Annotated in this window: 18 protein-coding genes and 1 pseudogene; 6 read left to right on the forward strand and 13 right to left on the reverse strand. The window is 43.3% G+C overall.

Annotated elements, in window-relative coordinates; translation table 11 throughout:
* Positions 1–356: 356 nt before the first annotated feature.
* From DYADSP32_RS16290 to DYADSP32_RS16305, 4 genes are all read left to right on the forward strand, one after another.
* Complete coding sequence (locus DYADSP32_RS16290; protein ID WP_414617833.1) at positions 357–1139, forward strand: LuxR C-terminal-related transcriptional regulator; 783 nt, start codon at positions 357–359, stop codon at positions 1137–1139.
* 136 nt (positions 1140–1275) lie between these two features.
* Complete coding sequence (locus DYADSP32_RS16295; protein ID WP_149241746.1) at positions 1276–2859, forward strand: peroxidase family protein; 1584 nt, start codon at positions 1276–1278, stop codon at positions 2857–2859.
* Positions 2860–3459: 600 nt separating this feature from the next.
* Positions 3460–4509: a hypothetical protein gene (locus tag DYADSP32_RS16300; protein WP_149241745.1), complete on the forward strand. Its 1050-nt coding sequence runs from the start codon at positions 3460–3462 to the stop codon at positions 4507–4509.
* A gap of 206 nt (positions 4510–4715) precedes the next feature.
* On the forward strand, positions 4716–5717 hold the full coding sequence (locus DYADSP32_RS16305; protein WP_149241744.1) for a hypothetical protein: 1002 nt from the start codon (positions 4716–4718) through the stop codon (positions 5715–5717).
* A 396-nt stretch (positions 5718–6113) separates the two neighbouring features.
* On the opposite strand, the gene DYADSP32_RS16310 is transcribed toward DYADSP32_RS16305, so the two are convergent.
* Complete coding sequence (locus DYADSP32_RS16310) at positions 6114–6644, reverse strand: SusD/RagB family nutrient-binding outer membrane lipoprotein (RefSeq protein ID WP_414617834.1); 531 nt, start codon at positions 6642–6644, stop codon at positions 6114–6116.
* Positions 6614–7141, reverse strand: a pseudogene (locus DYADSP32_RS16315) (glycosyl hydrolase family 28 protein); the annotation flags it as partial. The gene DYADSP32_RS16310 and the pseudogene DYADSP32_RS16315, both read right to left, overlap by 31 nt.
* 185 nt (positions 7142–7326) lie before the next feature.
* On the opposite strand from DYADSP32_RS16315, the gene DYADSP32_RS16320 reads away from it, so the two are divergent.
* Positions 7327–7620, forward strand: coding sequence for a hypothetical protein (locus tag DYADSP32_RS16320; RefSeq protein ID WP_149241742.1), 294 nt, complete (start codon positions 7327–7329; stop codon positions 7618–7620).
* Positions 7621–7741: 121 nt separating this feature from the next.
* On the opposite strand, the gene DYADSP32_RS16325 is transcribed toward DYADSP32_RS16320, so the two are convergent.
* The 8 genes from DYADSP32_RS16325 to DYADSP32_RS16360 all read right to left on the reverse strand — a co-directional run bounded on the left by DYADSP32_RS16325 (position 7742) and on the right by DYADSP32_RS16360 (position 18856).
* Positions 7742–8293 (reverse strand): hypothetical protein, encoded by a 552-nt coding sequence (locus DYADSP32_RS16325; protein ID WP_149241741.1) that lies wholly within the window; start codon positions 8291–8293, stop codon positions 7742–7744.
* A gap of 419 nt (positions 8294–8712) precedes the next feature.
* Complete coding sequence (locus DYADSP32_RS16330; protein ID WP_149241740.1) at positions 8713–10041, reverse strand: neutral/alkaline non-lysosomal ceramidase N-terminal domain-containing protein; 1329 nt, start codon at positions 10039–10041, stop codon at positions 8713–8715.
* A 305-nt stretch (positions 10042–10346) separates the two neighbouring features.
* Positions 10347–10565: a pectinesterase family protein gene (locus tag DYADSP32_RS16335; protein WP_414617835.1), complete on the reverse strand. Its 219-nt coding sequence runs from the start codon at positions 10563–10565 to the stop codon at positions 10347–10349.
* Positions 10566–10690: 125 nt separating this feature from the next.
* Positions 10691–12235, reverse strand: coding sequence for a class I SAM-dependent DNA methyltransferase (locus tag DYADSP32_RS16340; protein WP_149241739.1), 1545 nt, complete (start codon positions 12233–12235; stop codon positions 10691–10693).
* 9 nt (positions 12236–12244) lie between these two features.
* Positions 12245–14080 (reverse strand): ATP-binding protein, encoded by a 1836-nt coding sequence (locus DYADSP32_RS16345; protein ID WP_149241738.1) that lies wholly within the window; start codon positions 14078–14080, stop codon positions 12245–12247.
* Entirely contained in the window at positions 14073–14654 is a 582-nt protein-coding gene (locus tag DYADSP32_RS16350; RefSeq protein WP_149241737.1) for a DUF4062 domain-containing protein, read from the reverse strand. The genes DYADSP32_RS16345 and DYADSP32_RS16350 overlap by 8 nt, the downstream gene beginning before the upstream one ends.
* 22 nt (positions 14655–14676) lie before the next feature.
* Positions 14677–15987: a restriction endonuclease subunit S gene (locus DYADSP32_RS16355; protein ID WP_149241736.1), complete on the reverse strand. Its 1311-nt coding sequence runs from the start codon at positions 15985–15987 to the stop codon at positions 14677–14679.
* A gap of 91 nt (positions 15988–16078) precedes the next feature.
* Positions 16079–18856 carry a DEAD/DEAH box helicase family protein gene (locus tag DYADSP32_RS16360; protein ID WP_149241735.1) on the reverse strand — a complete coding sequence of 926 codons (2778 nt, stop codon included), beginning with the start codon at positions 18854–18856 and terminating at the stop codon, positions 16079–16081.
* A gap of 400 nt (positions 18857–19256) precedes the next feature.
* On the opposite strand from DYADSP32_RS16360, the gene DYADSP32_RS16365 reads away from it, so the two are divergent.
* Positions 19257–21275: an FAD-dependent oxidoreductase gene (locus DYADSP32_RS16365; protein ID WP_414617836.1), complete on the forward strand. Its 2019-nt coding sequence runs from the start codon at positions 19257–19259 to the stop codon at positions 21273–21275.
* A 43-nt stretch (positions 21276–21318) separates the two neighbouring features.
* On the opposite strand, the gene DYADSP32_RS16370 is transcribed toward DYADSP32_RS16365, so the two are convergent.
* The 3 genes from DYADSP32_RS16370 to DYADSP32_RS16380 all read right to left on the reverse strand — a co-directional run bounded on the left by DYADSP32_RS16370 (position 21319) and on the right by DYADSP32_RS16380 (position 25681).
* Entirely contained in the window at positions 21319–21468 is a 150-nt protein-coding gene (locus DYADSP32_RS16370) for a hypothetical protein (protein WP_414617837.1), read from the reverse strand.
* Between the two features lie 394 nt (positions 21469–21862).
* Positions 21863–23197, reverse strand: coding sequence for a hypothetical protein (locus DYADSP32_RS16375; RefSeq protein WP_149241734.1), 1335 nt, complete (start codon positions 23195–23197; stop codon positions 21863–21865).
* A gap of 12 nt (positions 23198–23209) precedes the next feature.
* Positions 23210–25681 carry a TonB-dependent receptor plug domain-containing protein gene (locus tag DYADSP32_RS16380; protein ID WP_149241733.1) on the reverse strand — a complete coding sequence of 824 codons (2472 nt, stop codon included), beginning with the start codon at positions 25679–25681 and terminating at the stop codon, positions 23210–23212.
* Positions 25682–26269 lie beyond the last annotated feature (588 nt).

Below are 26269 nucleotides of genomic sequence, written 5' to 3' on the forward strand. Positions count from 1 at the left end.
AATTAAAAACAAATTTTTCTAATTATTCAATATATTGACTATAAGCCCTTTGCTCATTTTTTTCATTCGGGGATCAAACCATCCGAGCCCCTGCAACATTACAAATTTCGGCACTTTGCCAATCCGACGAAATACCTGATTTCCATTATTTGACATCCCCGAATCTGAGGATACGAAATCATTGATATGGGGGATATCCTCCCGCAAAAAAAATACAGACCTTTGACATGTCTTCTGATTGATAATTGGCCAGACGAATAACGAGTTTCGTTCCTTATGGTGCTACTTCTGCACAACAACAGGAATAGCGTATACAAATAAGCGTCATTCAATACCATCTCCTCAACGAATGAAATATGAATACCCACACATTGTTACCAGAAAAACCCTGTCGGAAACTGCCACTGATTTGGACCGAAGCATCGCCTACTGCCGAAAACAGCGTGACGAATATTCAGTCTTTTACGTTTGCAAATATCCTCAACCAGGCTCCTTCCGTAACCTGGATTATGGATGTAAGATCACATACCTATACCTTTATCAGTGACAATACCCTCGAGCACTTCGGTTATTCATTGGAAAACTATACAGCAAAAGGCCCCGAATTTCAGGATGAAATAAAACTCCCGGAAGATCGGGTTAATACCTGGAAGCTCTTCGGTCAGGTATGGCAAAAGTTGGCTACCATTTCTTCCGAATCCAGGAAGAATTTCAGGTTTAGCTATGACTACCGGATTGTAAAGCCGGATGGAAAAGTAATACGAATTTTGGAACAAAACACTGTTTTAGAGCAGGATGCAAAAGGAAATATCACACACCTGCTAGGCGTTTGCAACGACATAACGCAGTGGAAAAGGACTGGTTCCCAGCTTGCCGCTTTATCGTCCACCCTCGACAGTCAATACTTTCTGTTCACGTCGGACAATATCACCCCCGTAAAAGCCCAAACCCTACTTAGTAAACGCGAGCTGGAGATCATAAAACTCATCGCCGAAGGTCATAGCAGCAAGTTTATTGCCGACAAGCTATTCATCAGTTTTCACACTGTAAACACACACCGCCAAAAGATGATCGAAAAAACGAGCACCAGGAACACCGGTGGACTGGTGCAGTTCGCGTTTACTAACGGATTGATTTGAAGCGAAATACTGAAATTTCAGTATTGCCGCCCGGCTTCCAACTGCCTAAATTTGCTCACAACCATATTGATGCCCGAACACCTTGGTGGCAAGAAGATAATTAACCAACCTTAATCGAAACATCAATTCGACTGATATGATGGCAAATAACCCAAAACACGGAAACTATGTCGATTTAGAAGTTTTAGAAGCATTCAATCAACAAATTTCTAATATTTCCGAAGTGCTTCCACCTGCTGTTTTCCCCAGCTTGGCAGGATTAAAGAACCACCCAACCCTTAAAGAAATTGAGATTGGTAATGTAAGAGAAATATTCACGATCGACCTAAAGTCGTATGACTATCTTTTCCGTGAGCTCCTGGAAGATCCGGACAATCGGTTACACAATACCCCAGAGGTAGTACAGGCGTTGAAAAATTTGGGGGCAGCAATGAGTGAAAAAAATGACGCCCCGGATGGTGATTCGGAGATACCCTCCGCATATACCTACCTGGGCCAGTTTATAGACCACGACATTACTTTGGAAGCCGCGTCCAATGACATTGCCCATGCCTCCTTTGGCAGCCTTTTTTTTGAGCCAATAGCGCCAGCAGAGTTAAGGAAAAAACTAAAAAACACCCGATCCGGCTCTTTGGATCTGGACAGTATTTATGAGGGCGGAAAACTAAAAAATGGAAGTTTAGAATTGGGTAATGTCTCCTACCCCGCTCAGCGGCCACCTCACAAAACAGACGCCAATGACCTTCCGAGGAAATTGAATGGAAGCCTCACTGCTGAGATAGGAGACCCTCGAAACGATGAAAACACGGTCATTGCACAACTGCACGTTGCTTTTCTCAAGTTTCACAACGCGGTCATGACAAAAAGGGGTGTTGACTTTTCGGCTGCCCAAAAAATTGTCCGTCAACATTATCAATGGATCGTTCTCCATGATTTTCTTGTAAAAATCTGTGATCCTGAAATTGTCGACCAGATTCTGAGGGAAGGAAACAAGATTTATGACCCCACTGACGAAAACTTCTTTATACCGATAGAGTTTACTGCGGCTGCCTACCGTTTTGGCCATAGCATGGTGCGCGAGGTATACCATTTCAACAGCCTCCATACATCCACAAGCCTGGTGCATCTATTCCGATTTTCGGGCTCAGGAGGAGATATGGGCGGTTATCCGTCACTTCCGGCAGATTGGATCATTGAATGGGACCGGTTCCTGCCCTTTGAAACAGGCATGCCCAATAAAGCGAGACGAATCAATACGCGGCTTGCTTCTGTCCTTGAAAATTTGGCTGGCCCGGGTACCGGAGGAATCTTTCAGTTCCTGGCGAAGCGAAATCTACTGCGGGGCTACCTGTTAAGCTTGCCGACAGGGCAGGCCCTTGCCCGGCAAGTCCTGGGTAACTCAGGCGTTTTGAGCAGCACTGCAATTTTAGATAATGCCACAGAAGTGGAAAAAGTTGCGCTGCAATCGGCGGAACTTCATATTAAAACCCCGCTGTGGTACTATATTCTGTCCGAAGCATCGATTCAAAATGGAGGGATGCATTTAGGGCAGCTGGGAAGTACGATAGTTGCCGAAACGATCATAGGTCTCATCCGCCGAAGCGCCGATTCCATTTTGAAAGAAGTGAATTGGAAGCCGTCACTTGGAGAGGAATTTAATCTGGAGCAAATGATACAGTATGCGGATCTGGGGCCGGGGCAGGGAGAGGATGTGACTTGATTTGATACAATAAGAGTGGAGCGAAAGGTTTGGGCACAATTTCAGGAGTGTAAAAACCTCGTTACTAGATGCTTGAAAACACCGAACGTTACAAGCAGAATATAGACTGGTTTGCAATGAATTAGCTTCGGAATAATTCCCGCCCTACCAAGGAGAACTCAAGGCCGATATTACGCAAATATACTACCCTCTAAACTTCATTCTGACATGTTTTCCAATACAACCGCCATTTATATTGCTATTGGATTGATATTCGTATATCTGATCCACAGTCTTCTTATCAACATTGTCGTAGAGATGCTCGCTACCATCGCCTAATGAAAAAGAAATTGGATAAAAACTCAGGTCTCTCGAATTGAGAATACGAACAACCCAGCCCGGAGGTTAGGTATTGTTTAGCAGTTTTGAGGAAATGGACATAATAGTAGCTGATAACTCAGAAAACATCTTTGTTGAGCCGCATTTAACCACTTAAACTCAATTGACTCAGTGAAACCCAATTTTGAAAACAAGACTCTAAAAAATGTATTCTTCAATCCATCGCTATCAGACTACCAAAAGTCCCTTAAACAGAAATCCATCAAAATTTCCATCATGCGCATGAAAACTCCATTATTTACCATCTTAGTTTGTATATCCTTTGTGTCATCTGCACAAGTAGCCACAACCACTCCAGTCGATTCAACTGTATTTGATAAAAATCTGAAACAGTTTTCGGATAAAATTATTACACTACAAGTTGAGAATCAGAAAACTACGGAAACACTTACTACATTAACAAAAAAACTCGACGAAACTAGGTCAAAATTACAAAACACTCCACAAAATAGAGAACTCTTAACCTATGTTTCCGGCAAAATAGATTCCCTATCTAAGTCGCAGGAAAAGAACGAAGAGGCCAAGTTGAAGGTTAACTGCGAAGCAGGTTCCACAATATTAAAACAAATGCAAAATGGATTGAACATAATAACTTTCATGCAGATTTTGGTTGCTCTGCAAGATACCGTCCAACAACTTTATTCTCCTTGGGATTACAAGCCAATAAGAAATTCATGGAAGCGAGCGGATAATTTCGCAACAATAGCTGGTTCGATCGTATCGGTATCGTCTCTATTTTTTAAAAACCAAGATTCTAAAAATGCAACTCTTGCCTCAGGAGTAAGTGTAATTGGTTTAATGAAGCTTATCGGAGTTGTCTCGAACCAAGATAAAAAACAGGAAGATCAATTAAACAATTTAATGGCGCAGGCAGACTCAAACCGAGTTTTTTTAAATATGTCCATGAATGCATATGATGAGTTAGTCAGAATAAATTTTAAACTCCGAGGATATATCAGTCAGAATAAAAAACTCAAATCCAGTATTGATGCATTTGCGCCCACCTATAAATGTGAGGATACACCGACAAAAATCAAAACGAACGTAAATGCTTTGAAAGATTTCATTGCAGATTATGAAGCAACACTTAAGCAAATTCCTGAGTATTTAGCGGAAATTAAATCTTTCCAAAAGTCAATGGCATATAAATACCCGCAATTTAGAGACAGAACCAAAGGTATAATTGTTGCGGCTACAAATGCCGAGGACTTTTTCACTCTCAATGTTTATCCGATCTTGAAAGTCGATACTAATAAGCTACTATCTCAGTAAATGAAGGGGCATCAAAAAGAACCACACCAAAAAATATTTGGCCTACAAAACAAACCACCCCACTATGCTCCTCTCCATGTTTGAAAAGTGCTGGGACGAACCTGGACCGAGAGAGTTTTTTGTCGCTTTCTTTTCTGTTACACCCTCCGCTCAAAAGCAATTTGTGAAGCTAATCGTCAATCTTAATCGATATTGCCAAAAAACTCATGACTCCCTCCGAAATTTTAACTCAATTTGTATCCGGCGGTGTAATTGGAATAGCCGGACAGACTATCAGAACTTTTGTAGGTCTCGCCAAAGCAAACGCTGAGGAAAGTAAAATTAGTCTTCAACGAATTGCTTCAAGTCTTGCGATCGGATTTTCAGCGGGTGGTATTGGAATATTCACTATTACGGGCTGGGTTCTTAATTACAATATGAAGCCGGAAGATTTTATGATGTTGCTGACCATTGGTTACGCAGGTACCGATTTTCTTGAAGGCATATTTCAAGCGGTTATTGCAAAGGCAAATCCATCAACTACTCTGGATTATAAAAAACTAATTGACAAGCTTACGGGTACAGTTGAAAAACTGGAAAATTTAGATGAAAAAGTTCAGAAGAGTAATTCAGAACTCATTGCAAGAAGTTTTAATGTCAGATTAGCTGGAAGGGAAAATCTGGCAGGAATAGCTAATGCTTTAAACACTGTAAATGATATATCTGTGTCCTTCACGCCGAATGTTAACAGGTCAGTCATATCTGCCTTTGCTCTAGATTTTTTAAAGGGACTTCTTCTTAGCTCGGGCAACACAAGTGCTACGATCACGAGTTCTGCTCGAACACCATTTGAACAAGCTAAAGCCATGTATAACAACATTGAGCAACATGGGGTCGCGTCACAAAAAGCCCTCTATGCCACTGCAGGTGATAGCGTTATTGATGTTTATGTTGCATCAAAAGCGAGTGGAAAACAAAGAGATGAAATATTACAGGATATGACGACCAAAATTCTTGAAGTCGGGCCTTCCATGGTTTCCCGCCATTGTGCTGACTTTACAAAATTGGTAGTTGTCGATATTGCACCTAGTTCGATTTTAAATAAAGACCCTTGGAAGTCCGTACTTATCGAAACTAAACTGACTTTCCCTGGGTTTAATTTTATCCTGCCTGGAAACGATCCTGCATATCATATAGAAATACCGAATGGAATTGAAGAAATGGCTTAGATGTGATGCAAATCATAAACACATCAAGACAGAATAACTGAATGGTGCTCACATTTAGGCAAAAAAGAACATGCTCAGAGTAAGTACAAAGTTTCCCAGGGCGGTGAGCCTGGTTTTGTAACCCATGATAAGGCAATACCAAAAATTGTTTCTGAAGCTCTGACAATCGCGGCCATTACGTTTGCTGCACCATCGGTCCATGTCCAGCATAAGTGGATGGGTGTAGCTGACAAAATTCGCCCAGTCTCCCCCAGCCATTTCCGTTTACTCCGGCTGCTCCGAGCCAACCCAAACGATTCTTCCACGACAACAGAAAATCAACAGCTTATAAACAAACAATGCCGGACATCTCAGAGATACCCGGCATATTTCAATAAAAAAACGGAGACCACCTCCTCAATGCTTAGCCCACCACAGTGGCGTAAGGGTGCCATCCTCTCCGCCTAAAAAGTTAACAGCCTGGGCATAACCCTTGGCATTACTAGCAGGAAGGCTTGAGGGATATTTCAAGCGCTGAGGAAAGAATTTAATATTAGCTGTCATGTAATTGCTGCTGTTCAGCGCAGGCATGGCTACAAGTGGATTTTCCACTGCCGGGTTTTCGAAAAATGGAAGACCCAATCTGCGGTGGTCGCTCCACGCTTCCAGAGGCAACCAGGGCGTCTGTGCAATAAACTTCTGTGTGATGATTTTCGTCAGCAGATCGTTCTTTACGGTACCGTTTTTGTAAAGGTTGTTAACCGGATAAATTTTATTCACCGTGCCTTCCACATTGGTGTAACCGTCTTTGAACTTCATGGCATAGGATGCCGGCGGCTCGGCCACATGTGCCCAGCTTACAGACGTACCTACCCTGTTGTAAGCCGTGGAAGCTTTGTACTGTGCCCCAAAGCTTTCCGGCCCTTCAAATCGAAAAACTGTTTCCACGGCTTCACATAGATGAGGCTGTATGCATAGCCATCCACATTTTCGACACTTATAAATTCATACTTCTGAGGCGTATCCGGACGCATTTTCAGCCATAGCACACGCATGGCATTGGTTATATGACAGTTGCGCATCAAGATGTTCTTATTGTGTATCGCCTCGCTGCCGCAGGTGAGCGCTGCATGACAAAACCCAAATTCACAATCTTCAATAATCACATTGGTATTCGCCCCATTGCCCTTTTCGGTATCGGCATAAGGCCCCTTTCCTCCTTTCAAGGCAATAGCATCATCATTCACGGCCAGGTAACAGCCCTTGATCAACACATTGTTGCACACATCCAGGTCTATAGCATCCGTGCTCGGTGCTTTGATCGGTTCGTGCGGAGCCGTGATCCTTACATTCAGAATTTTAATGTTGTTGCACTGGTAATAATGGCTGGTCCAAAAACCCGAATTCTAAAGACGGACATCCTGGACCTGTACATCGTTGCTCCTGGAGACTATGTCCAAGGAGAGAATGATCAAAGCCAAAGCAATGAACGCTAACAACCGAAAAGGATATTTAAGGCGTTTAAAAAATGATCGAATGAAAATTTTGTTAAATTCAACCGTACTTTAGGATCACGCCTTAAAACATTCGCTAACACTTTGCGGTGCAAGGAATTTCAATTAATTCAAATATGTCAACGGACCCAAATGTTTTTCAAAAAACCAATGCAGGTAGAATTGTTTTACTTCTAAGTATAGTTGTATCTGTATTCTGGTATATTGGTCGAATTACAGACATTTATCGTTCAGCAATTGTTGGTGCAGTGTTTGAAATTCTCTGGCTTCCAATGATAGGAATGTTGTTTCTGCTTCCTGTAATCGCCGTATTTTCCCTAATAAAAGAAAAATTTAGTTTCAGATCACTTCATTTATATTCGATCCTGATCCTGGCCTTGACATTATTAAGTGCTTTTGTGTTTAAATAACAGTGTCCAGAACGCAATGAGGGAAAGATCCGGCTTGTTCGACAAGAAACCGGTCTGGAGACCGGTAACTCTCGGCCCTAGTCTGGAGACTATGGCCAACGAGAGTTTTCCATCGGTACACCTACCTTAGCATAACATCGGTAAGTTTGATCCGAAAAAGCCCATCAGTAAACCGTTTTGTTATCGGCATTGCGTTTCGCAGTGGCAGTAAATCAGGGTTCATATCTTGACTGAATGCAATGGCAAAACGCCCTTCCACTATCCCCGAAGTTTTATTAATTTTAGTAACCCTGATCCATCCGGGCTTTAACCCAGTATAAAGGTATTGATTAAGTAATCCTCCGGAATTTGAAATATAAGACAATCTGGCGTATTCATTTTTCCGCGGACGTTGCTTGTCCAATTTTGCAATATTAAAACGGCCTTTTTTTAAAGGAATATTGTAGATCACCAGAACCTGAGTTTTGGTGCATTCAGGATCGATGCAACCATTATTGGTGTTTGGGTTTGGACCGCCTCCCATACCTGGATAATCAATGTCAGTACTGACAACAAGATTAAACTTCCGGACATCTTCTATCTTTTGTTCAACCTCTTTAATCCTTAGCACCTTGCCAGTGCCAAACCAGGCAGTGTCATTTAAAACACCAGTCACATTAAATGCGCTATTCATTGGTAACGAAGGTTGCCTAATACAACTGGCAAGTACTGCGAGAACGACTATAAACAGACAACAAGCTTTCATATAATTATATTCTTTAATAACAAAGTAAAATTATACGAATAACTAATTATCTAGTTGATTTTTTATTTCATTCCATTTGTTTGCCAACCTTAGTTCACAAAATCCTCATTTCATGTGACAACCGCTTGTTCACTGTCTTCACGTGATAATCAATTTCTACTCGCGCTCCCAACTGCTTCAATGGCAAACCGTTCAATATTGACTGATCGCTCAACTAAATTTTTTGGCATCTTCTTGACTTTTAACCTCTGCCATTAAGATACTATAACGTGGTATCCAATTTATGTCTACTTTACTGTCTTTGTATTAACACGATAATAGTCACTGTCGGCAGGCTAACTATCCGATCAACGCAAGCTTTTCATTTCTCCCTGTAAAAAACTGTCAACAGCCTCGGTAAGGTCTTGGGCGGCTTCCGCCGTAAATGGTGAGATCAGCGGTTCGTAGCCTCCCAAAGGTATTTCTTCTTTGGTGGGAAGGTAGCCGAGTGTACCGTTGGCAATTCCGTAGTAGAATGTGAAGGGAAACTGAGACCGCTCCCGCACGTTGTTCGACACCTCGCAAAACAGTTCGAGTGGAGCTGCCCAGATGGCGATATCGTCGTTGATCTTGAGAAAACTCACCGGTATACGCACCAGATTGAGGCCAGCCTTGGTGGTCCGCGAATAACGTTCCAGATCTTCCGGCCACGTTTTCAAGTCAGGACGCCGGGGCGTTTCAACGATCATCACACTGGTTTTCAGGGTGAGCTCGGTGGTGGTTGATGTGATGCGTTTATTGGCTTCCAGTATTTTATCGCCCAGTAGGCTTCGGAATTGCATTAGCCGCGCCACACTGGAACCCTGGCTGTAAATGGGTGCAACGTTCCCTTCGGCCCCGTTTATAAAGAGTAAGGGTGCGCCTATTTTCTCTTCAACGTAGTTGGCCACCACACCAGGCACGTCGCCACTGATTTTCAGGTTGGTCTCATTGAGTGCTGTACCGTGGATCGGGTAGTTTGCAATCAGAGCCAGAGGAGTTCCATCTGCCTTATCCAACCGTATGAGGCCAATCCGGCGGTCGATAGGCCCGTCCGGGTTAATACCCAAACCCGTTACATTATCAATGTCGCGGGCGCGGCGGTTCACATTCGCCATCGAAAACCCCCATCCTACCCCAAGCCGGGCAGGAATCAAAATTTTACGGGCCTGAGTTACCGCTTCCACAAGCTTATCTTCCACCAGGGCTGTGTATTCTTTATCGTAAGTTTCCTGATAACGCTCCCCAAGGAAAAGTTTTATCACTCCCGGAGGCCCTACCTCGGGAGCTGAATGCGTGTGGGTATTGGTCCACCAAAAATTCTTATGCTCAATCTTGAATAGTTTGCTGAGGCGCTCGGCAGCATGGTCGTAGGTCGATGGCGCGATGGCCGCCAGATCCGACGAAACCAGAAAGAATTGTTGTTTACCGTCGTCTATAACAACCACCTTGTGATAAATCCTATCGAGCACACCCTTTGACATCCGGGGATTGTAGCCGATCAGATTTTGCGATTTCTCAGGTGTGATGTCGATTTTCACCACGGAGGCCTTAAAACCCGCAGCAGATATTGGCAGAGCATTGCCAATGAGGCAAAGTAAAATTAGCGTTGAAGAGGTGAACCGTGTGAATGAGCATGAGAGGTAATTTGCCTTCATCAGTTTTTATAGATTTGGTGGCTTACAGCAGGGATTGTTTGCATACTATACGCTGCACCAAGTACAGCAGACTAGTCATACACCTTTATCACAGGCCCGTTGTCCTGTTTATTCATGGTTTCAGTAGAGGTTTCTGACTAACCCTTACACCCCTAAGCGGCGCGTGGCAGCATGATCGAATCATATTGTCTTTTTGGGATAAGAATTAACAAATGTTCTTTTTAAGAGAATGCCTCATTCAAATTTTGAGATATTCTCTTTATCATTTTTCACAAACTGGTTACCGAAAGACCGGTGACTTTGCCTCACGCTCCACCAGGCAGCCATCCTCCAAATATGTTCGCCAGCGTATATTTTCCCCGTTCCGTTTTTTTCAACTGCCTGGACCAGCTAACCCTATTTTGGGGATTGGCACCCGGCCCGGAGCTATTGTATTCGGCGTAAAATGTCGTTTTTTCTTTTTCAGGAAACATCTTATCACCTTTACATGGATCCCAACCCACGGCCAAAATATGCTTACCCATCTATGTATCAATAAAAACGTTTTTGAAGTAGCTACACCATAACGGGCCAAGGCAAACCTGGGTTACTTCGGGAGCTGTCATTAGTTTACGACTAAAAAAAACATACCCCTTCCCGTGCCCAAAAACTACTTTCCCAAATTAATCGACAACATAATCTCCCTAAAACTTTCAATTCCGGATTCAAGATTCTCAATAATGTCATTCGCAAGTACATCTGGATCTGGCAAATTATCCAGATCCGTAAGGCTTTTATCTTTTAGCCAAGTAATATCCAGACTTGTTTTATCCCTTGCGATAATATCGTCGTAGATAAATTTCCGCCATCGTCCTTCAGGATTGGTTTCAGCGTGGTAAGTTTCTTTACGTTTATGGATATTGTCTGCGTTGTAACAAGTAATGAATTCGCTAAGGTCTTCAAGTTTTAGAGGATTCTTCTTGAGGGTGAAGTGAATGTTGGTCCTAAAATCAAAAAACCAGATGTCTTTCGTCCACGGATCCTTTGATGCTCGTTTGTTATCGAAAAACAGGACATTCGCTTTAACACCCTGCTTGTAAAATATTCCAGTGGGCAGACGAAGAATGGTATGCAGATTAGTGGTTTCCAGTATTTTCTTGCGGATGGTTTCTCCTGCACCTCCTTCGAACAAAACGTTATCAGGTAATACCACCGCTGCTTTTCCGTCGGATTTGAGCATTGTCCTGATGTGCTGTACAAAATTCAGCTGTTTGTTGCTCGTCGTAACCCAGAAATCCTGGCGGTTGTAAGTCAGATCTTCGGTATCCTGTTCGCCGTCGTCATTAGTAAAAGTCATACTACTCTTCTTGCCAAATGGTGGATTGGCCAGTATGTAATCCACTCTCAATCCGGAATCAGAAATCAAAGCATCGGCAGGAGAAATAAAATTATCACTCTCAAAATCACCAATGTTATGCAAAAACAAGTTCATCAATGCCATCCTTCTGGTACTGGCGACGATTTCATTTCCGTAAAATGTCTTATGCTTCAGGAATTCTTTTTGCTCACGATCCAAAGAATAATTTTTTGGGTTCGCTATGAAATCGTATGCAGCCAGAAAGAATCCACCTGTTCCACAAGCCGGATCCGCAATCATCTTCATTGGTTCGGGCCGCATACATTCCACCATCGCACGAATTAGTGCTCTTGGTGTAAAGTACTGACCTGCGCCACTTTTGGTATCTTCTGCATTCTTTTCTAAAAGTCCTTCATAGATCTTACCCTTCACATCAGCGCCCATCATGCTCCATTGCTCTTTATCGATCATATCGATCAGCTTGTAGAGCTTGGCCGGATCTTGTATCTTGTTCTGGCTTTTGGTAAAGATCTGCCCCATAATCCCTTTTTCGGAGGACAGACTTCTAAGCAATGCTGTGTAAAAGCTTTCCAGTTCTGCTCCTCGCTTGTCTTTTAAGTTTTCCCAGGAGCAGGCTTCTGAATCTTCTATTTCCTCATTCCTTTCATTTTTCAGTTTGGGGAAGTTGTAGCTTCGGTTGTACGGCGGCTTGCTGAACTCGTCTGCCATTTTAAGGAACAGAAGATAGGTGAGCTGTTCCAGGTAATCTCCGTATCCTACGCCGTCGTCTTTAAGAATGGTACAAAAACTCCATACCTTACTGATGATGCTTGATGTATTGTTTGCTTCGTTACTCACCTTTGTTGTTTAATCGTTACTTGCTAATTTTCTCTTTAAGGAATCTGTGATATAGTAACCACCTGTTTTCGGTGCTCCCTTGAACTCCAATAACTTTGCATCTCTCGTAATTTTCAAGTAACGTTCAATCGTTGGTCTTGACTTATCTGTCTTTTCAACCAGCTCGTTTACTCGAATACCTTCCTGTTCCTGTACTATCCTAACTAATTGCATTATCTCTGTTCTTACACCATCACTTACACCATCAATATCACCATCACTTACACCATCATTAAGTATAGCAATTATAGTATCATCGAGTTCCCTTGCGCTATCATCTGTACGTCTCTCTCTATCAATACCAGTATGACCCAAAGTTCTCTCAACTACTTCTGATATATCATTTAGAACATATATTCCTGCACTAACATTACCATCATGACTTATGACACCGCTTTTCTTTAACCGCCTTAGATACCTTTCTAGCGTCTTTCTAGGTATCCTAGTTATGGCTTCGATATCTCCCGTCCTTGCTCCTCCATCTTTATATAAGTGAACTAGTAGACTTGTTATCCTCTCGCTTACTTCACCTTTCGCACCCTTAGTAACCCACTCAGCTATCTTCTCTAGCTTCTGTAAGTTATCTTTGCTTACTCCCTCACGCACTCCCTCACTTACCCCCTCATTCACTCCCTCATCTTTCCTGTGATGAGTGACCCCTGGAAATGTTACAGTAATAGTGTTTTCTCCTTCCTGCCACACCGGAGCTCTAAATTTATTCTGCTTACAATCTCTAATCATTCTTAAAGTTCCGCTACCAAGCATCTCAATGAAGCGACGAATAAAGCAGATACGGGCAATGTCCGGATTGCGTAAAATAGAGTGATGCTCAGATCTTAAATCAGAGATAGTAATTCCTGATGGCAAATCCCCATAATTACTAATTTCTGTTCTATCAGAAAAAATCGAAATTTGCAGAAATCCTTTTATCGAATTGTAATCCCTATGAACAATGGCATTCATTATTCCCTCGCGCAAAGCCACGATAGGGTAATTAATTCTGTCCTTTCTCAAAATATTGCTGACAGAACTGCTTTTACCATATATTACGTCAAGATAATTGAAAATGTCTTCAATGTTTTTGAATATATTTCCCTCGAAAATTTTGTCGTCAATGAAGCTATTACCAGATGTCTTCGATGGATAAAGCGTTAACCGAATTCTAGATTGTGGTATGTATCTCAAAGGGTTTTTCCCAAACAGTACCATACATGAGTTGGTAATGTTACCATTTTGGATCAATCCCAACTGAATTAGAAAGTCCTCCGTGTCTTCAATAACAGCATCAGCCTTATATTCTTTATAAGAATCAATGGTTTTTTTAATCTCAGTATTATCTAACTCAGTTAGCTCGACACCAAGTAGAGACATTCGCTCCCAATTAAATTCGGACTCCTTACGCTGTGAAATTAGTGCTGATAGTCTATCAGGTTTAGTTATTTCTGTGACCTTACCAACTCTATTATAAATCACACCATCGTATTGATATGGTTTTCTAGCTCCCTCCCAGACACTTATTAAAAGTAAGTCATGCTGATTATATCTAATAAGTTGAACTGAAATAGGTGCAGTAGGACGAATCAACCGAACAAGGTCTTGCTGAATCGTTACTAATTGCCGTTGTGCATCATTGACTCCCACAACCTTTTTATTCCCATCGACACCTACGACAACATCTCCACCCTCAGTATTTATAAAGGCAGTTATAGACTTCGCAAGTACGTCAATATCGGCATTTTCTATAAATCGTAATCTAACACTCTCTTCTCGCTGGAGAAGATTGTCGATGATGAAACTATTATCCATTATTAGCTTGATTAACAATTTGATCAACAAAATCCTTATCCGAAAATTGAGCTGTGATGTAAGTCATCATCTCGTCTAAGCGGTAAAACTCCTGAGCCCAATTCCCATTTCTAAGTGTAACTGGAATGTGATTTTGTATTACATACTCATATACATCGATGCATCTTTTGTCAAAGAGTTTACTATCTTCTATAACGATTTCATCCCCACTCTTCAATTTCATCTTCTTAAAAAGGCTTCGAGCAAACACGACATCTCTGTGAACTAGAAACCAGTAAGGCTTTTTTAATTCAATGGCTTTCTTAATCTCTTCGAATGTTATGTTCAAACTGCCGATATTCCCAGTTCCATAATAAGGACGAATAATTCCTAAGAATAAATCACATTCCTGAACAGCCGCCAGACAATTGGCTAGATTCGAGAGCTTAGGATTAACCTTTATACTTCCGTGGTGAGAATTTAGTACTTGATAGCCCAATGTATTCAGTTGTGCTACAATTTGAGAAAGCTGATCTTCAAAGCCGTATACGGTAGATCCGACCATTACTTTAACCTTCTTCTTCTTCTTGCTCATGGAATTATTAATTGCTTTTAAATTAGGCGACTTTGTTTTTCTCCTTCTTCGACTTGAACAACAAACTGCTCGCCCCCCTCTCCGCTTTTATCCTTTCAAGCAACACACTCGCCGGTTCATCGGCCGGATCCTGCGGTACCAGTTTTCCTTCGAATGCTTTTTTAAGAATGCTCTGCCGTAACGCTTCCGCTTGCAGCAGACTTTGCGTAATGCTTTCTTCTATTTTATCACAAACAGAAAGTCGGCTTTCGATTTCGGAGACGATGGCTTGCTGTTCGGTTAAGGTTGGAGGAAGATTTAGTAATAAACTCTTTAACTCGTCTGTGTTTATATTATTGACTCCACTTGATGACTTAGCTTTACCTTCAATCTGATTTCTCAAATCACTAGATGACAAGACGTTAAGCAAATATTTAGGCAAGATATATTTCTGATTAGGTCGGAGCTGAATCAAATATCCGGCAAAAAGAAAATTTTTATCCCTTTCAGTGATCAAAGCGCATTTACCAACCAAATCCACACTTCCATTCGACCGTATCGTTAAAATATCACCTTCTTCCAATCGGAAAGCTTGAATTTCTTCGTCGGTAAATGACGCAAACTTTAAGTCATCCGAGTTAATTAATCCATTTCCAATATTTGGTATCCGTAAAACACCTACTTCCCCCGACTCGTAAGAGCATTTCTTTGCAGTTCCATATTTGGGCTTACCAATTAAATCTCCCATTCTTCGAGGCCTCCACCCCTCCGGCAACTCCCCATCCACCACATTTTCATTCGTCAACCTTCCCTCAAAAGCCCATTTCAATACAGCCTGGCGATAGACTTTAAGTTGCTGCCGTGCGGTTTTGAGGCTTTCAACACCTTTGTCTAAGCTACTGAATAGTTCTTCTATTTTGGAGACGATGCGGTGTTGTTCGGGGAGGGGGCATATTGATAATTCAATTGGATATAGTTTCCCTTGTGAAATTACTGGCTGCGCCGTTGAACTTGAATATTTATTTAAATTTAAGGTCCCAATAAGATAATATAGATACCTTAGATCTAGCTCGTTAAAATCAAACGTAACAACAAAAGCATTATCTGTGATCCAGCTTTTAGGCTTACTGATATGAATATTTCCGCAATGAACTCCAACTCGACCAATTATAAGTTTACTGTCTTCATGTAAATAATCATTGTGTCTGCCGTTTACGCCATTTCCTCCATACACAAGAAATTCACCAGAGGAATCTTGTTTTGCTTGAACCAGCCCTTTGCCGCTACTTATGGAAACAATATCTCCAAGAGTAGTTACCTCCCAGCCCTTTGGCAATTCATTTATTTCAATCATCTTACTCCGCTCCTCTTTATTAATTTGTCAACAATCGTTTCACTTTAACTTCCTCGGGTTGTATAGCAGCATTCAGTTGTAAATGCTTTTACTATGCTGCTAGTTCTTCATTCAATTCATCAATAATACTTCCCATTTCATTTCCAAAGATCTGCCACATTTTGCCTCGCCCACCTTCTGCATCAAAAGGGGTGTAATCGATATCGTCCTGTTCAATATGTACAGAAGTGGCAATGTGATCCTTGATCATCCGTAGCCAGGACATTTGTTCTTCACTAAAGCGGTTGTGCTGTCCGGCATTTTTTTTCAGGATCCATTGCTGGAAATTCCGGTCAACTGTTTTGTCAAAAGAAGTAAGGTTGGTGTCGATACCCACTACTCTGCGTATGAGTGAGATCAAGGCGATCATTTCTGTTTTTGGTTGTCCGCTTACGGTTTCGAGCTGCTCATAAGCACGCCAAACGTTTGTAGGAGCCAGGGCAGGCTTGTCTAAAATGATCTTGTCCACAAGATCCTTCATCATTTTGTAGGTAACTTCCCTGCGACGATAAGGCTCGTTATAAAGTATTTGCAGGGCAGTAATCTCGTCCTTGTGCAAATCCAGCCATTCCTTGAAATCGGCTACCGCTTTTTTATTCTTTTCCTGATTGCTTTTATCCCAGCCTGCAAAAAGTAATTCATCCGGGTTGAGCAAATCGATCTTTTGATCATGTGCCTTCCGGACGTTTTCAATGTATTCGTTCAATTCGCCGGAAAAAACTTTGGCAGCATCTTTTCTTAGTTGCTCCAATTCATCTTGAATCGCTTTTTCAATTTCAGCCGGTGGATCGCCTAACCTTTCACTTTCAATGCGGTTTTTTATGTCTTCAACCGTATCCGGATTATAGGCATTCAACAGATCCTTCACCACTTCGGTAACCGATTTGCCTCCTGATATCTCTTCAAAATGTCTTTTTTCTTTTTCGGAAATCTGTTTATCCAACCGGGTCAGCCTGTTGGCCAGTGATATGAACAAATCCTCGTCCTGAGCTCCTACGGTCACAGCACCCAACAAGTCCTTCAAAGCCACACCCGGTTTTTTCTCCATCGGGCAGCTGTCCGTTTTCAGGGTCTTGGTTACCCCTATGGCATCTACTATCACAAAATGGTCTTTGTTCTCAGTAGCCGAAGGTGATACCTTTTTCAGGTCATCGAAATTGATCACCCGCGTACCACGCCCTTTCATTTGCTCAAAGTAATTCCGGCTTTTTACATCACGCATAAAAAGCAGGCATTCAAGCGGTTTAATGTCCGTACCTGTGGCGATCATGTCCACTGTGACTGCAATACGCGGATAGTAATCGTTGCGAAACTGTGCCAGTACCGCTTTCGGATCTTCGCTGGCTTTGTAGGTTACTTTTTTACAAAAGCGGTTTTCTTCATCAAATTCCTCTCTTACAATATTAATAATATCGTCGGCATGGCTATCCGTTTTGGCAAATATCAACGTTTTAGGTACCTCAAAATTACCGTCCTTATCGTATCGTTTTGGAAAAACAGACGGCAAGTGCTCTTTAAAAGTCCGGATCACGGTCCGGATTTGGTTTGGATTGACAATATCCCTATCCAGCTGCACGGCGGAATAAGCTTCATCCTCGTCTTGTAACTCCAGCCTTTTTCTCCGCGAAAGCCGTTCACGATGCTCTATGTATTCCCCTTTCCAAAGGATTGCACCTTTTTGGGTTACTTTGGTATCGATCAGAAATACATCATAACCCACATTCACATTATCAGCCACAGCCATTTCATGTGAATATTCTGATACAACGTTCTTCTGAAAATAAGCAATTGTTCTGGCGTCAGGCGTTGCGGTTAACCCAACCTGAAAGGCATCGAAATAGTCGAGCACCTGCATCCACAGATTATAGATGCTGCGATGACACTCATCAATGATGATAAAATCAAAGTAATCAAGTGGCAGTTTTTCATTGTATTCAATCGGAGGGACTTGCCTGGGCTGCCAATTTCTTTCATTTGGGTTCTCTTCCTCAGCACTTTCTTCCAGATCCTGACCTTTCAAAACCGCATACAAACGCTGAATCGTACTGATATAAACCTGGTTATCATCCGGAATCTGTTTCGATTTGAGGCGATGGACTCCGTATAGCTCGGTAAATTTGCGATTGTCGTCATTAGGGAGAAAAGACATAAACTCCTGCTCAGCCTGCTCTCCCAGGTTCTTGGTATCGACCAGAAACAATATCCTTTTTGCCTGTGTGTATTTGAGAAGACGATAGATAAAAGTAATGGCCGTAAAAGTCTTGCCCGAACCCGTGGCCATCTGGATCAAAGCACGGGGCTTGTTGGACTTGAAAGATTTCTCCAAATCGGTGATTGCACTGATCTGACAATCCCGTAGACCGTCTGTCGGCAATAAATTCAGATCCAGCAACGAAGTCCGAAGAGACTTCGGTTTTTTCAACCATTCCTGAAGCGTTTTTGGACGATGAAATGAAAAAACGGCTCTCGCTCTGGGTTTGGGATCGCGAAAATCCGTAAATTTTGTGGTCTCGCCTGTACTTACATAGGCAAATGGTAGTTTCTCGTTATTGAGGTATTTCAGTTTAGCTGATGCATAATTTTCAGCTTGATCCTCGTGCACGGTGAGTTTATGACCTTCTTCTTCACGCTTGGCTTCAATAATTCCCACCGCCTTTCCGTCAACAAATAATACATAATCTGCCGGGCCTTCATCTGTCTGATATTCCCGAACGGCAACGCCTGAGCCAGCACCTAAGCTGATCTTCGATTTACTCTGAACAATCCACCCACAAGCTTTGAGTTGCTGGTCGATATTGTCTCTGGCTATTTGTTCAGGGTTTTGGTTCATTGAGAGCTACTGTTTATAGAGGGTTTGGCACATAATCACTTGTGTCGGTATTGCCAAAGATAAAAATAAGGATCGAGTTAATGACTGGAAACTACATTTTCGATCCGAATGATTGATTCTGGTAACAGTTTTAAGCCCCAAGCATCACTGACAATCATAACAGTCATTGAAACAGCGTAAATCACAACAATGCGGCCTTACGCCCCTTAACATAAAAAACACCCGCAATAATCTAAAAGGAGCCTGTTTCACCGCGCCAACAGTACTTTGACTACAGCCTGATTTTCCGGCTGCCGTCGCGGATAATGCATTTGGAGAAATGACCGGATACAGATTCGGGTTCAAATTGCGGTAGAAAATATCCTGTTATCGGTTTATGTTTCAAAAAATCCCTTACACTTTGAAAAAATTAGCTAAAATCATATTTTTCTTTCTGGCGCTGTCCTCGATGTCCGTTCATGCGCAAACGGCCGATGTCATTGTATACGGTGGTACTGCAGGTGGTGTTACTGCTGCGATCGCTGCAGCCCGTGAGGGAGCCTCGGTTCTCCTGGTAGAGCCTGGGCAGCACGTGGGTGGCATGGTCACAGGGGGGCTTTCACATACCGATTATGGTGATCGTGCGCTGATCGGCGGACTGGCACTTGAGTTTTATGAGCGTGTTGCAGCCGTTTATAAAAAACCACTTTTTTTCTGGCGTGGACCAGAACCAACAATCGGTGAAAAAATCCTGAGGGACTGGCTTAAGGAAGCAAAGGTGTCGGTTCGGTATGGGGATCGGGTCAAAACCGTGTACAAGACCGGACGTGAAATCAAAAAATTGGAACTGATGTCCGGGGCAGTGCTCACTGCAAACGTGTTTATCGACGCCAGTTATGAAGGTGACCTGATGGCCCGGGCCGGGGTGGCTTACGCCATTGGGCGTGAAGGTAAAAGCCAGTATGGCGAATCGTGGGCAGGGCGGCAACCCTTTTATCCGGATAAACATAATTTCCCGTTGCCGGTTTCTCCTTTTGTAAATGGCAAAAACGGTAAGTTGCTACCCTTGATCAATGCCAGGTCACAGGCCGGTTTCGGAGAAAGTGACAGTGCTGTACAAGCCTATTGCTTTCGGTTTCTGATCACAAAAAAACCGGACAACCGGGTCGCCATCACACGTCCGCCCGGATATGACCCGGCCCGTTACGAGCTGCTCCGCAGGTATCTGAAAGTCAGAAAACCGACGAACTTGTCCGAGACCGGCGTGCTAAAACCTTCTGTTAACTTACCAAACGGAAAGGCTGAGATCAATTCAGCGGGCCCGGTGTCGACCAACCTGTATGACGGAAGCAACTGGGCCTACCCAGAAGCCGGTTACACGCTCAGAGACAGGATATGGAATGATCATTTGTTGTACACACAGGGGTTGCTCTATTTCATTGCCAACGACCCTGAGGTTCCCGAATCCATTCGGCAGGAGGCGCAGCAATGGGGATTGTGCAAGGATGAGTTTGCAGATACCGGCCACTGGCCACATCAATTATACATCCGGGTGGCCCGCCGGATGATCGGTGAATATGTGATGACGCAGCATGATCTGGAAAAAGATACCACCAAGTACGATGCCATTGCGATGGGATCATACAACATCGATGTCCGTCATACCCAACGGACGTATCACCAGGTATCGCGCTTTCCGGTATTGGAAGCAGAAACGATCAATGAAGGTTATCTGTCTATTCCGGTGTCACCCTATGAAATTCCGTACCGATCCATCGTGCCCGAGTTCGAAAAATGCAGCAATTTGCTGGTACCGGTGTGTATGTCAGGCTCCAACATAGCCTATGCCTCGATAAGAATGGAACCTCAGTTTATGACCATCGGACATGCCTCCGGAGTAGCAGCAGCCATGGCAAGCAAGCAGCAGGTAGCCGTCCAGCGCGTCGATATCACCGTATTGCAGAAAAAACTTTTGGCACAACGGCAAGTGCTGAGTTACGAAAATAATCCAAACGGAATCTTTGGCAAGGATAACACCGTGACGGTGGATGACGACATGACTCGGTTTGTCAAGCGCACCGGATCATGGCGTTCGTCCGAAGATCCACTGCTACAGCGCCATGCCATCACCTGCCTGCTTAGTTCCAAATCAGAACCTTCGTCTGTGGTTTTTAGGCCCTATCTTCCCGAAGCCGCGAATTACAACGTGTACGGCTGGTGGCCATCGGCCCCTGACTACGCATCCAATGCATCACTGGTGATTCAACATGCCGGAGGCGAAAAACAACTTACCGTTAACCAGCGGGAAAAAGGCGGACAGTGGATCAAACTGGGCACTTTTCGCTTTGATAAAGGGTATACCGGAGCCATCACGATAGACAACCAGGCGGCAGACGGACTCGTTGCAGCTGATGCATTTAAGTTCGAGCAGACAAAATGATAATTATCTTTATAAAATAGAATACAGAAAAAGAAACAGGGAATCATTTATTATCCATTCTCTTAATGATTTCTCTCAGCAGATCATTATGCTCCTGTTTTAAGAATATAAACTTATTTACCCATGTGTAAATCAGATAGAAAACAGAACCAATGATGGCCAGGTAGATGATAACAAAGAGAAAAGGGAACATGATCAATTTGATTTAAGGTTTTAACCAGTCTTTGCTATGAGACTACGTGGTGGAACGAAATGGCTTAGCATTGGTCATACCACTTTATGCAAGAATGGTAATCTTATTAAAACCAGCATAACCAATTTCTACTGACGTAGGGAGCTGTGAAAGTCATCAATAAAATAGGAGTTGCAAGATTCCCAAAAACGCCTGACGCACTTTACCCTGCCCTTCACCTTTTTGCTCACCTGAGTGCCTGGCAAAAAAAGATACAGCATCTTTCGGGTGCTGTATCTTTTTTCTGCCAGTAACTGGTCATTTACTATGACGGTAAGAGTACCTGTCTTTGCGCAAAAAACCTCTTTCCAGGGCTACAAAATAAGGCATCTCTCCATCAAATGCATCCTTCGGCTCAATAAGAACCCAGATAACTTGATCCCGACTGGCCGGTCAACACGGTACCCTTGATCACTTCCCTGGTTTTCCAGTTGATTACGTATAACCTGCCTGGTTCACCTGTCGGTGTAAGCGGTACATAGATATAATCTCCACTTACAGCCAGGTTCTGATACTGTCCGAAGTCCAGGCCTGCTTCGTAATCATTGCTGATTTTGGTGGCCGTTTTTGCATTCAGATCCACCATTGCGATATAGCCGCCTTTGCCAGCAATGTTATACAGAACCAAACCAATGCCGTCCTTGATATATCTCCAAGCCTGAATACGTGTATCCGTCAGACCCAGGGCTGCATCCAGATTGAAATGGTAGCTGTTATCGTATTCGTTGGTACTTTTGCCAATACGCAAAATGTCCTTTCCTCCGGTAGCCGTAGCCTGGTAAACATGGCCGTCCGCACCCACATACTGGGTCATGGTACGGTAAGAATGATTATTGGTTTTCGAGACCGTAGAGTAGATCAGTTTTGGATTTTGCAAAGATGGGTAATCCACTACCAACGTAGTAGTCCCGAGTGTTCTGTTGGCTGCATCATTAGCCCAAACAGGAGCTCCGCTTGCATTGTAAGATAATTTTTTCGGGTCAACTTTACTTACGTTACAGCCAATAAAAATCTTGGTTTTGGCCTCGTTCAAAACCGGAACATCAATACGGCCTACAGAGTATCCCTGAGCCTCCAGTTCAGCTGTGAAGGGGAAATCAAATTCAGTAGAATTTGGGACCCTTGCGTTTTCCAGATCAATAACCGCAATCCGGACCTTCCCTCTGGTATATTTAAAAATGTGGTTCGGCGCCTCTCCTTCTGTTACCGTAGTACTTCCTGTAAGGTGTACCCCGATTCCAATATTTTCGGCAGCTTTTGTCCAGCGCGGGGATGTTCCGATGATATCCGACAGATCCAGTTCGTTACCAGTATCCTGGTAATTTTTGGCACCTTTCACCAGATATTTGTTGAATACGCCACCATCCTCGCCGGTGTACTGGATGTTGTATAGCTCCGTTCCGTCTTCAGAAGCCTGCACACGTGCCGTACGGGCAGACCTCAACCCGAAACCATTCTGATAAATATTGACCGAGAAAGCAGGGTCAATCGCCTGTGCATGGGTAATGGCGTAGGCCATGGTACCCCCATTACCCGCTGTTCCTGTTTCGTCAGGAATAGAAGCGGTAAGTGTGATAAATTCCCTTGCACTTGGGGTTTCGCCACCGTCTGGGTTTGCGCTTTCCTCCTTGCAACCGGCCAGGGCCAGGGTTATACCTAATATCACAGCACTGAACAGATTCTTTTTCATACTACAAATGGATTATAAAAACTTACTGATTGTATAATTTAACTTTACTGAAATACTTCTTCCTGGCTTCTGCACGCCGAAATTGTCGTACATTTCTGCATTCAGGATATTTTTTACATCCAAACTCGCGACCATTTTCCCATTGGGCAATCTATAACTGGCGCCCAGATCATGGTAAAATTGCGTAGGGGTGGTGAACCACTCCGACTCCATCCAGACGGTTCTGAAAGGCGCTACAAATCCTGTGTTGTAATAGAGGTTAAGGATTGATTTCTTTTGAAACTTATCGTTCAGACGATACTGAACGCTGCCATTCATGGTAAAAAACGGCTCGTTGGGCAGTTGCAGGTTGTACAGATCGTGCGGATTGCCCTTCTGGTCAAACTCCTGCTTGAAAAGTGTATTGAATTTGGAGAAGTTAAACAGGGCGTTCAGGCGATTATCGTACACGTAAATAATTTCACCTTCAAATCCTTTCGACTGCGTTCGTCCTAAATTGACGTATTTCGTTACCTGGATATCCGCATCACTTTCCCGGCCCTGTACGATCTGGTTCTCCACGGCCTGCTGGGTAATCTTATCGAAACCGTTTCTCCAGAAAGCACTTGCATAAAGCGTGAGTTTGTGTTTACCCATCTGAAGCGGGCCGTGCCGGAAGCCAAGGTTGTAATTGATATTCTGCTCGGGTATCAGATCCCGGTTTTCGAGAATGTTGTTTTCGGGATCGCCGTAAAGCTGGTTTTCAGAAGCCGTTACATAGGAATTTTGCGTAGACCCGATGATGTACATCTTGGAAAATGCATTGTACGACACAGTAGCCCCATAACCTTTGTTGTTGTTAACCGTTTTGTTTTGAACCCTGTTGATGATATTGACCCCATCTTGTGCAACCAGTTCTGCGCGGGTCTGATTCGTTCTGTTGGAAGTGAATTTACCCAACAGGTTTGTTTTTAATTTATCATCGAAAAACTGAGCTTCATAGTTGAGTGCAAGGATGTTCGTCATGATACTGCTTACCGTAACCAAGTCCTTATTTACCGGCTTCAGCAAATCATTGTCATCTCTGTCCGTGGTTTCCAGTTTGTGATTGATGGAGATTCTGTGTCCTGGAAATATAGTATACCCCAGATTGGATCGCATGTTGGTGATGCGCCGGTTCACTTCCACAATGCTTTTGGCGCCTTGCTGGCCCATCCCCGGCGTTGGTGGAACTGGTATGGTCTCCCCGTTTCGAATCAGCATTCTCGGCTTGCCGTCCCAATTATACACCTGGCCAACCGTATCCTGAACGTAAGTACTCCTGTAACTTCTTACCGCATTGACGTTCAATGCCATTCCCTTCACCAGAAAGTTATTCTTATTGTAATTCAGGCTTACGACATGCGCCTTGTACTCACCAAAACGGCCCACGTACGGCCTGGCCATGGTGATACCGTGTGGTATTTCGCTGTATGTATCTGAAATATTATAGCCCAGAAAAAACTGGTCGGCCCACTTCACATTGGTGTACCCCAGTTCAAATCGGGCACCGATAGACTTATAGGTATTATTGAACCGTTTGGCTCTGTAATACCGCTCCATGGTCCTGTCCGGGTGCACAAACTTGGAGAACTTGCCCCAGGTGGTGTAGCTGTTGTCTGTGTAGGTATAAAAGCCCGACGCCCGGGTAGTAAAGCCTGTTTTCTTATTGCGGTAAATCCCCGACAGGTCCCCTTGAAATGTATTGAAAGAACCGTAAGCTACTGCAGCAGTGATGTTGTTTTGTGAAGCATCTTTTTTCAATACCACATTGATAGCTCCGCCTACATAATCCCCAGAAAGGTGAGACGGAAGCACACCTTTGTAAACCTCGATTCGCTCTATCATGGCTGGCGGGATGTTATTCAGGTTGAAAGAGGATCCGTAAGTTGATATCTCAATACCATCCAGAAATATACCTACGGCACTCCCCGACATACCGTTGAGATTATATTCCACCCTGGATCCGATCCCTCCGTTCTGGCGTACCCGCACACCTACCGCCCGGTCCAGGAGCTCATTGGTGGTCAGATTTCGCAGTGACGCTTCCTTGGTTTCAATGACGGCAACTGCAAATCCCGTTGTCTCGATTAATTTCTTTTCCGTTTTTTGAACAACCTGCACTTCGTTGAGCTCCTGTGCGGTTTTGCTGACAGTCAGATTAACCTCATGACTCGGCTTTTGGACATATAGCTTGTGGGACTGCGCCTTGATTTCTACCGATGTGGCTACAATCTCCTGGTTGCCGTAGGGTACTTTTTTCAATTCATAAGTGCCATCCTCTTCAGTATAAGTCGCGATCTCACTATCTTTTAGACGGATCGTAACATAACTGACAGACTGGCCTTTAACGTCCTTCACCGCGCCCTTTACCGTTGCCGTCTTCGGCCCCGTCGTCTGCGCAATGGTGTGGAAATGGAATAGTGTAACCAGTGCCGCAATGCATAAAGTATATTTCAATAACATCCGTTTTGTTCCTTAATATTTAGCCACTGCCAGTAGTCAGTACTAATTTTACAAGATGAGTAGTGTTCAATTAATCGGTCTTATTTAGACTAATTATATTGAATGCAAAGGTAGATGCCGAAAGTGAGCAATAATGACGCGAGAGGGAGTAGTAATGACGCGAAAGGGAGAAATCGCGTCGGATTTTTAATGGGTAGGAATACCTCTTTTCAGAATCCGCAATTTCTTTTGAAAACTGAAGAACCTGTTCCAAATTCATTCTATAATTTATTCAAGCTATTTTTCACATTAACTTAGCGGTAACTGCAGCATTAACATTCTCGCGGTGATGCACCGTTGCAATGGCTAACACCTATTCCGCGTAATTCGCTCCGTTTCGTTAAAAATGACCTCTAACCAAACTAAAACCCATCTCGGCTTTCCTCAATTCAAGATAACCTTCTCTCCTTGGACGGACCGACTCGGTTGGTAAAACTCACAACAATAACAAGACTATCACACGGAGGTCAGTACATAGAATAAGAAGCCGGGCGACGGTATCGGATGGAAAGCTAAGAGATGGCTGTTGCAGCAGTATTACTTGCATGA

This window comes from Dyadobacter sp. 32, assembly GCF_902506755.1.
Taxonomy (GTDB): Bacteria; Bacteroidota; Bacteroidia; order Cytophagales; family Spirosomataceae; genus Dyadobacter.

Bases quoted from the DNA above. Each gene is read 5' to 3' on its own strand.
- DYADSP32_RS16290 (WP_414617833.1), top strand. From the start codon at position 357: ATGAATACCCACACATTGTTACCAGAAAAACCCTGTCGGAAACTGCCA.
- DYADSP32_RS16295 (WP_149241746.1), top strand. From the start codon at position 1,276: ATGATGGCAAATAACCCAAAACACGGAAACTATGTCGATTTAGAAGTT.
- DYADSP32_RS16300 (WP_149241745.1), top strand. From the start codon at position 3,460: ATGAAAACTCCATTATTTACCATCTTAGTTTGTATATCCTTTGTGTCA.
- DYADSP32_RS16305 (WP_149241744.1), top strand. From the start codon at position 4,716: ATGACTCCCTCCGAAATTTTAACTCAATTTGTATCCGGCGGTGTAATT.
- DYADSP32_RS16320 (WP_149241742.1), top strand. From the start codon at position 7,327: ATGTCAACGGACCCAAATGTTTTTCAAAAAACCAATGCAGGTAGAATT.
- DYADSP32_RS16325 (WP_149241741.1), bottom strand. From the start codon at position 8,293: ATGAATAGCGCATTTAATGTGACTGGTGTTTTAAATGACACTGCCTGG.
- DYADSP32_RS16330 (WP_149241740.1), bottom strand. From the start codon at position 10,041: ATGAAGGCAAATTACCTCTCATGCTCATTCACACGGTTCACCTCTTCA.
- DYADSP32_RS16335 (WP_414617835.1), bottom strand. From the start codon at position 10,565: ATGGGTAAGCATATTTTGGCCGTGGGTTGGGATCCATGTAAAGGTGAT.
- DYADSP32_RS16345 (WP_149241738.1), bottom strand. From the start codon at position 14,080: ATGGATAATAGTTTCATCATCGACAATCTTCTCCAGCGAGAAGAGAGT.
- DYADSP32_RS16350 (WP_149241737.1), bottom strand. From the start codon at position 14,654: ATGAGCAAGAAGAAGAAGAAGGTTAAAGTAATGGTCGGATCTACCGTA.
- DYADSP32_RS16355 (WP_149241736.1), bottom strand. From the start codon at position 15,987: ATGATTGAAATAAATGAATTGCCAAAGGGCTGGGAGGTAACTACTCTT.
- DYADSP32_RS16360 (WP_149241735.1), bottom strand. From the start codon at position 18,856: ATGAACCAAAACCCTGAACAAATAGCCAGAGACAATATCGACCAGCAA.
- DYADSP32_RS16370 (WP_414617837.1), bottom strand. From the start codon at position 21,468: ATGTTCCCTTTTCTCTTTGTTATCATCTACCTGGCCATCATTGGTTCT.
- DYADSP32_RS16375 (WP_149241734.1), bottom strand. From the start codon at position 23,197: ATGAAAAAGAATCTGTTCAGTGCTGTGATATTAGGTATAACCCTGGCC.
- DYADSP32_RS16380 (WP_149241733.1), bottom strand. From the start codon at position 25,681: ATGTTATTGAAATATACTTTATGCATTGCGGCACTGGTTACACTATTC.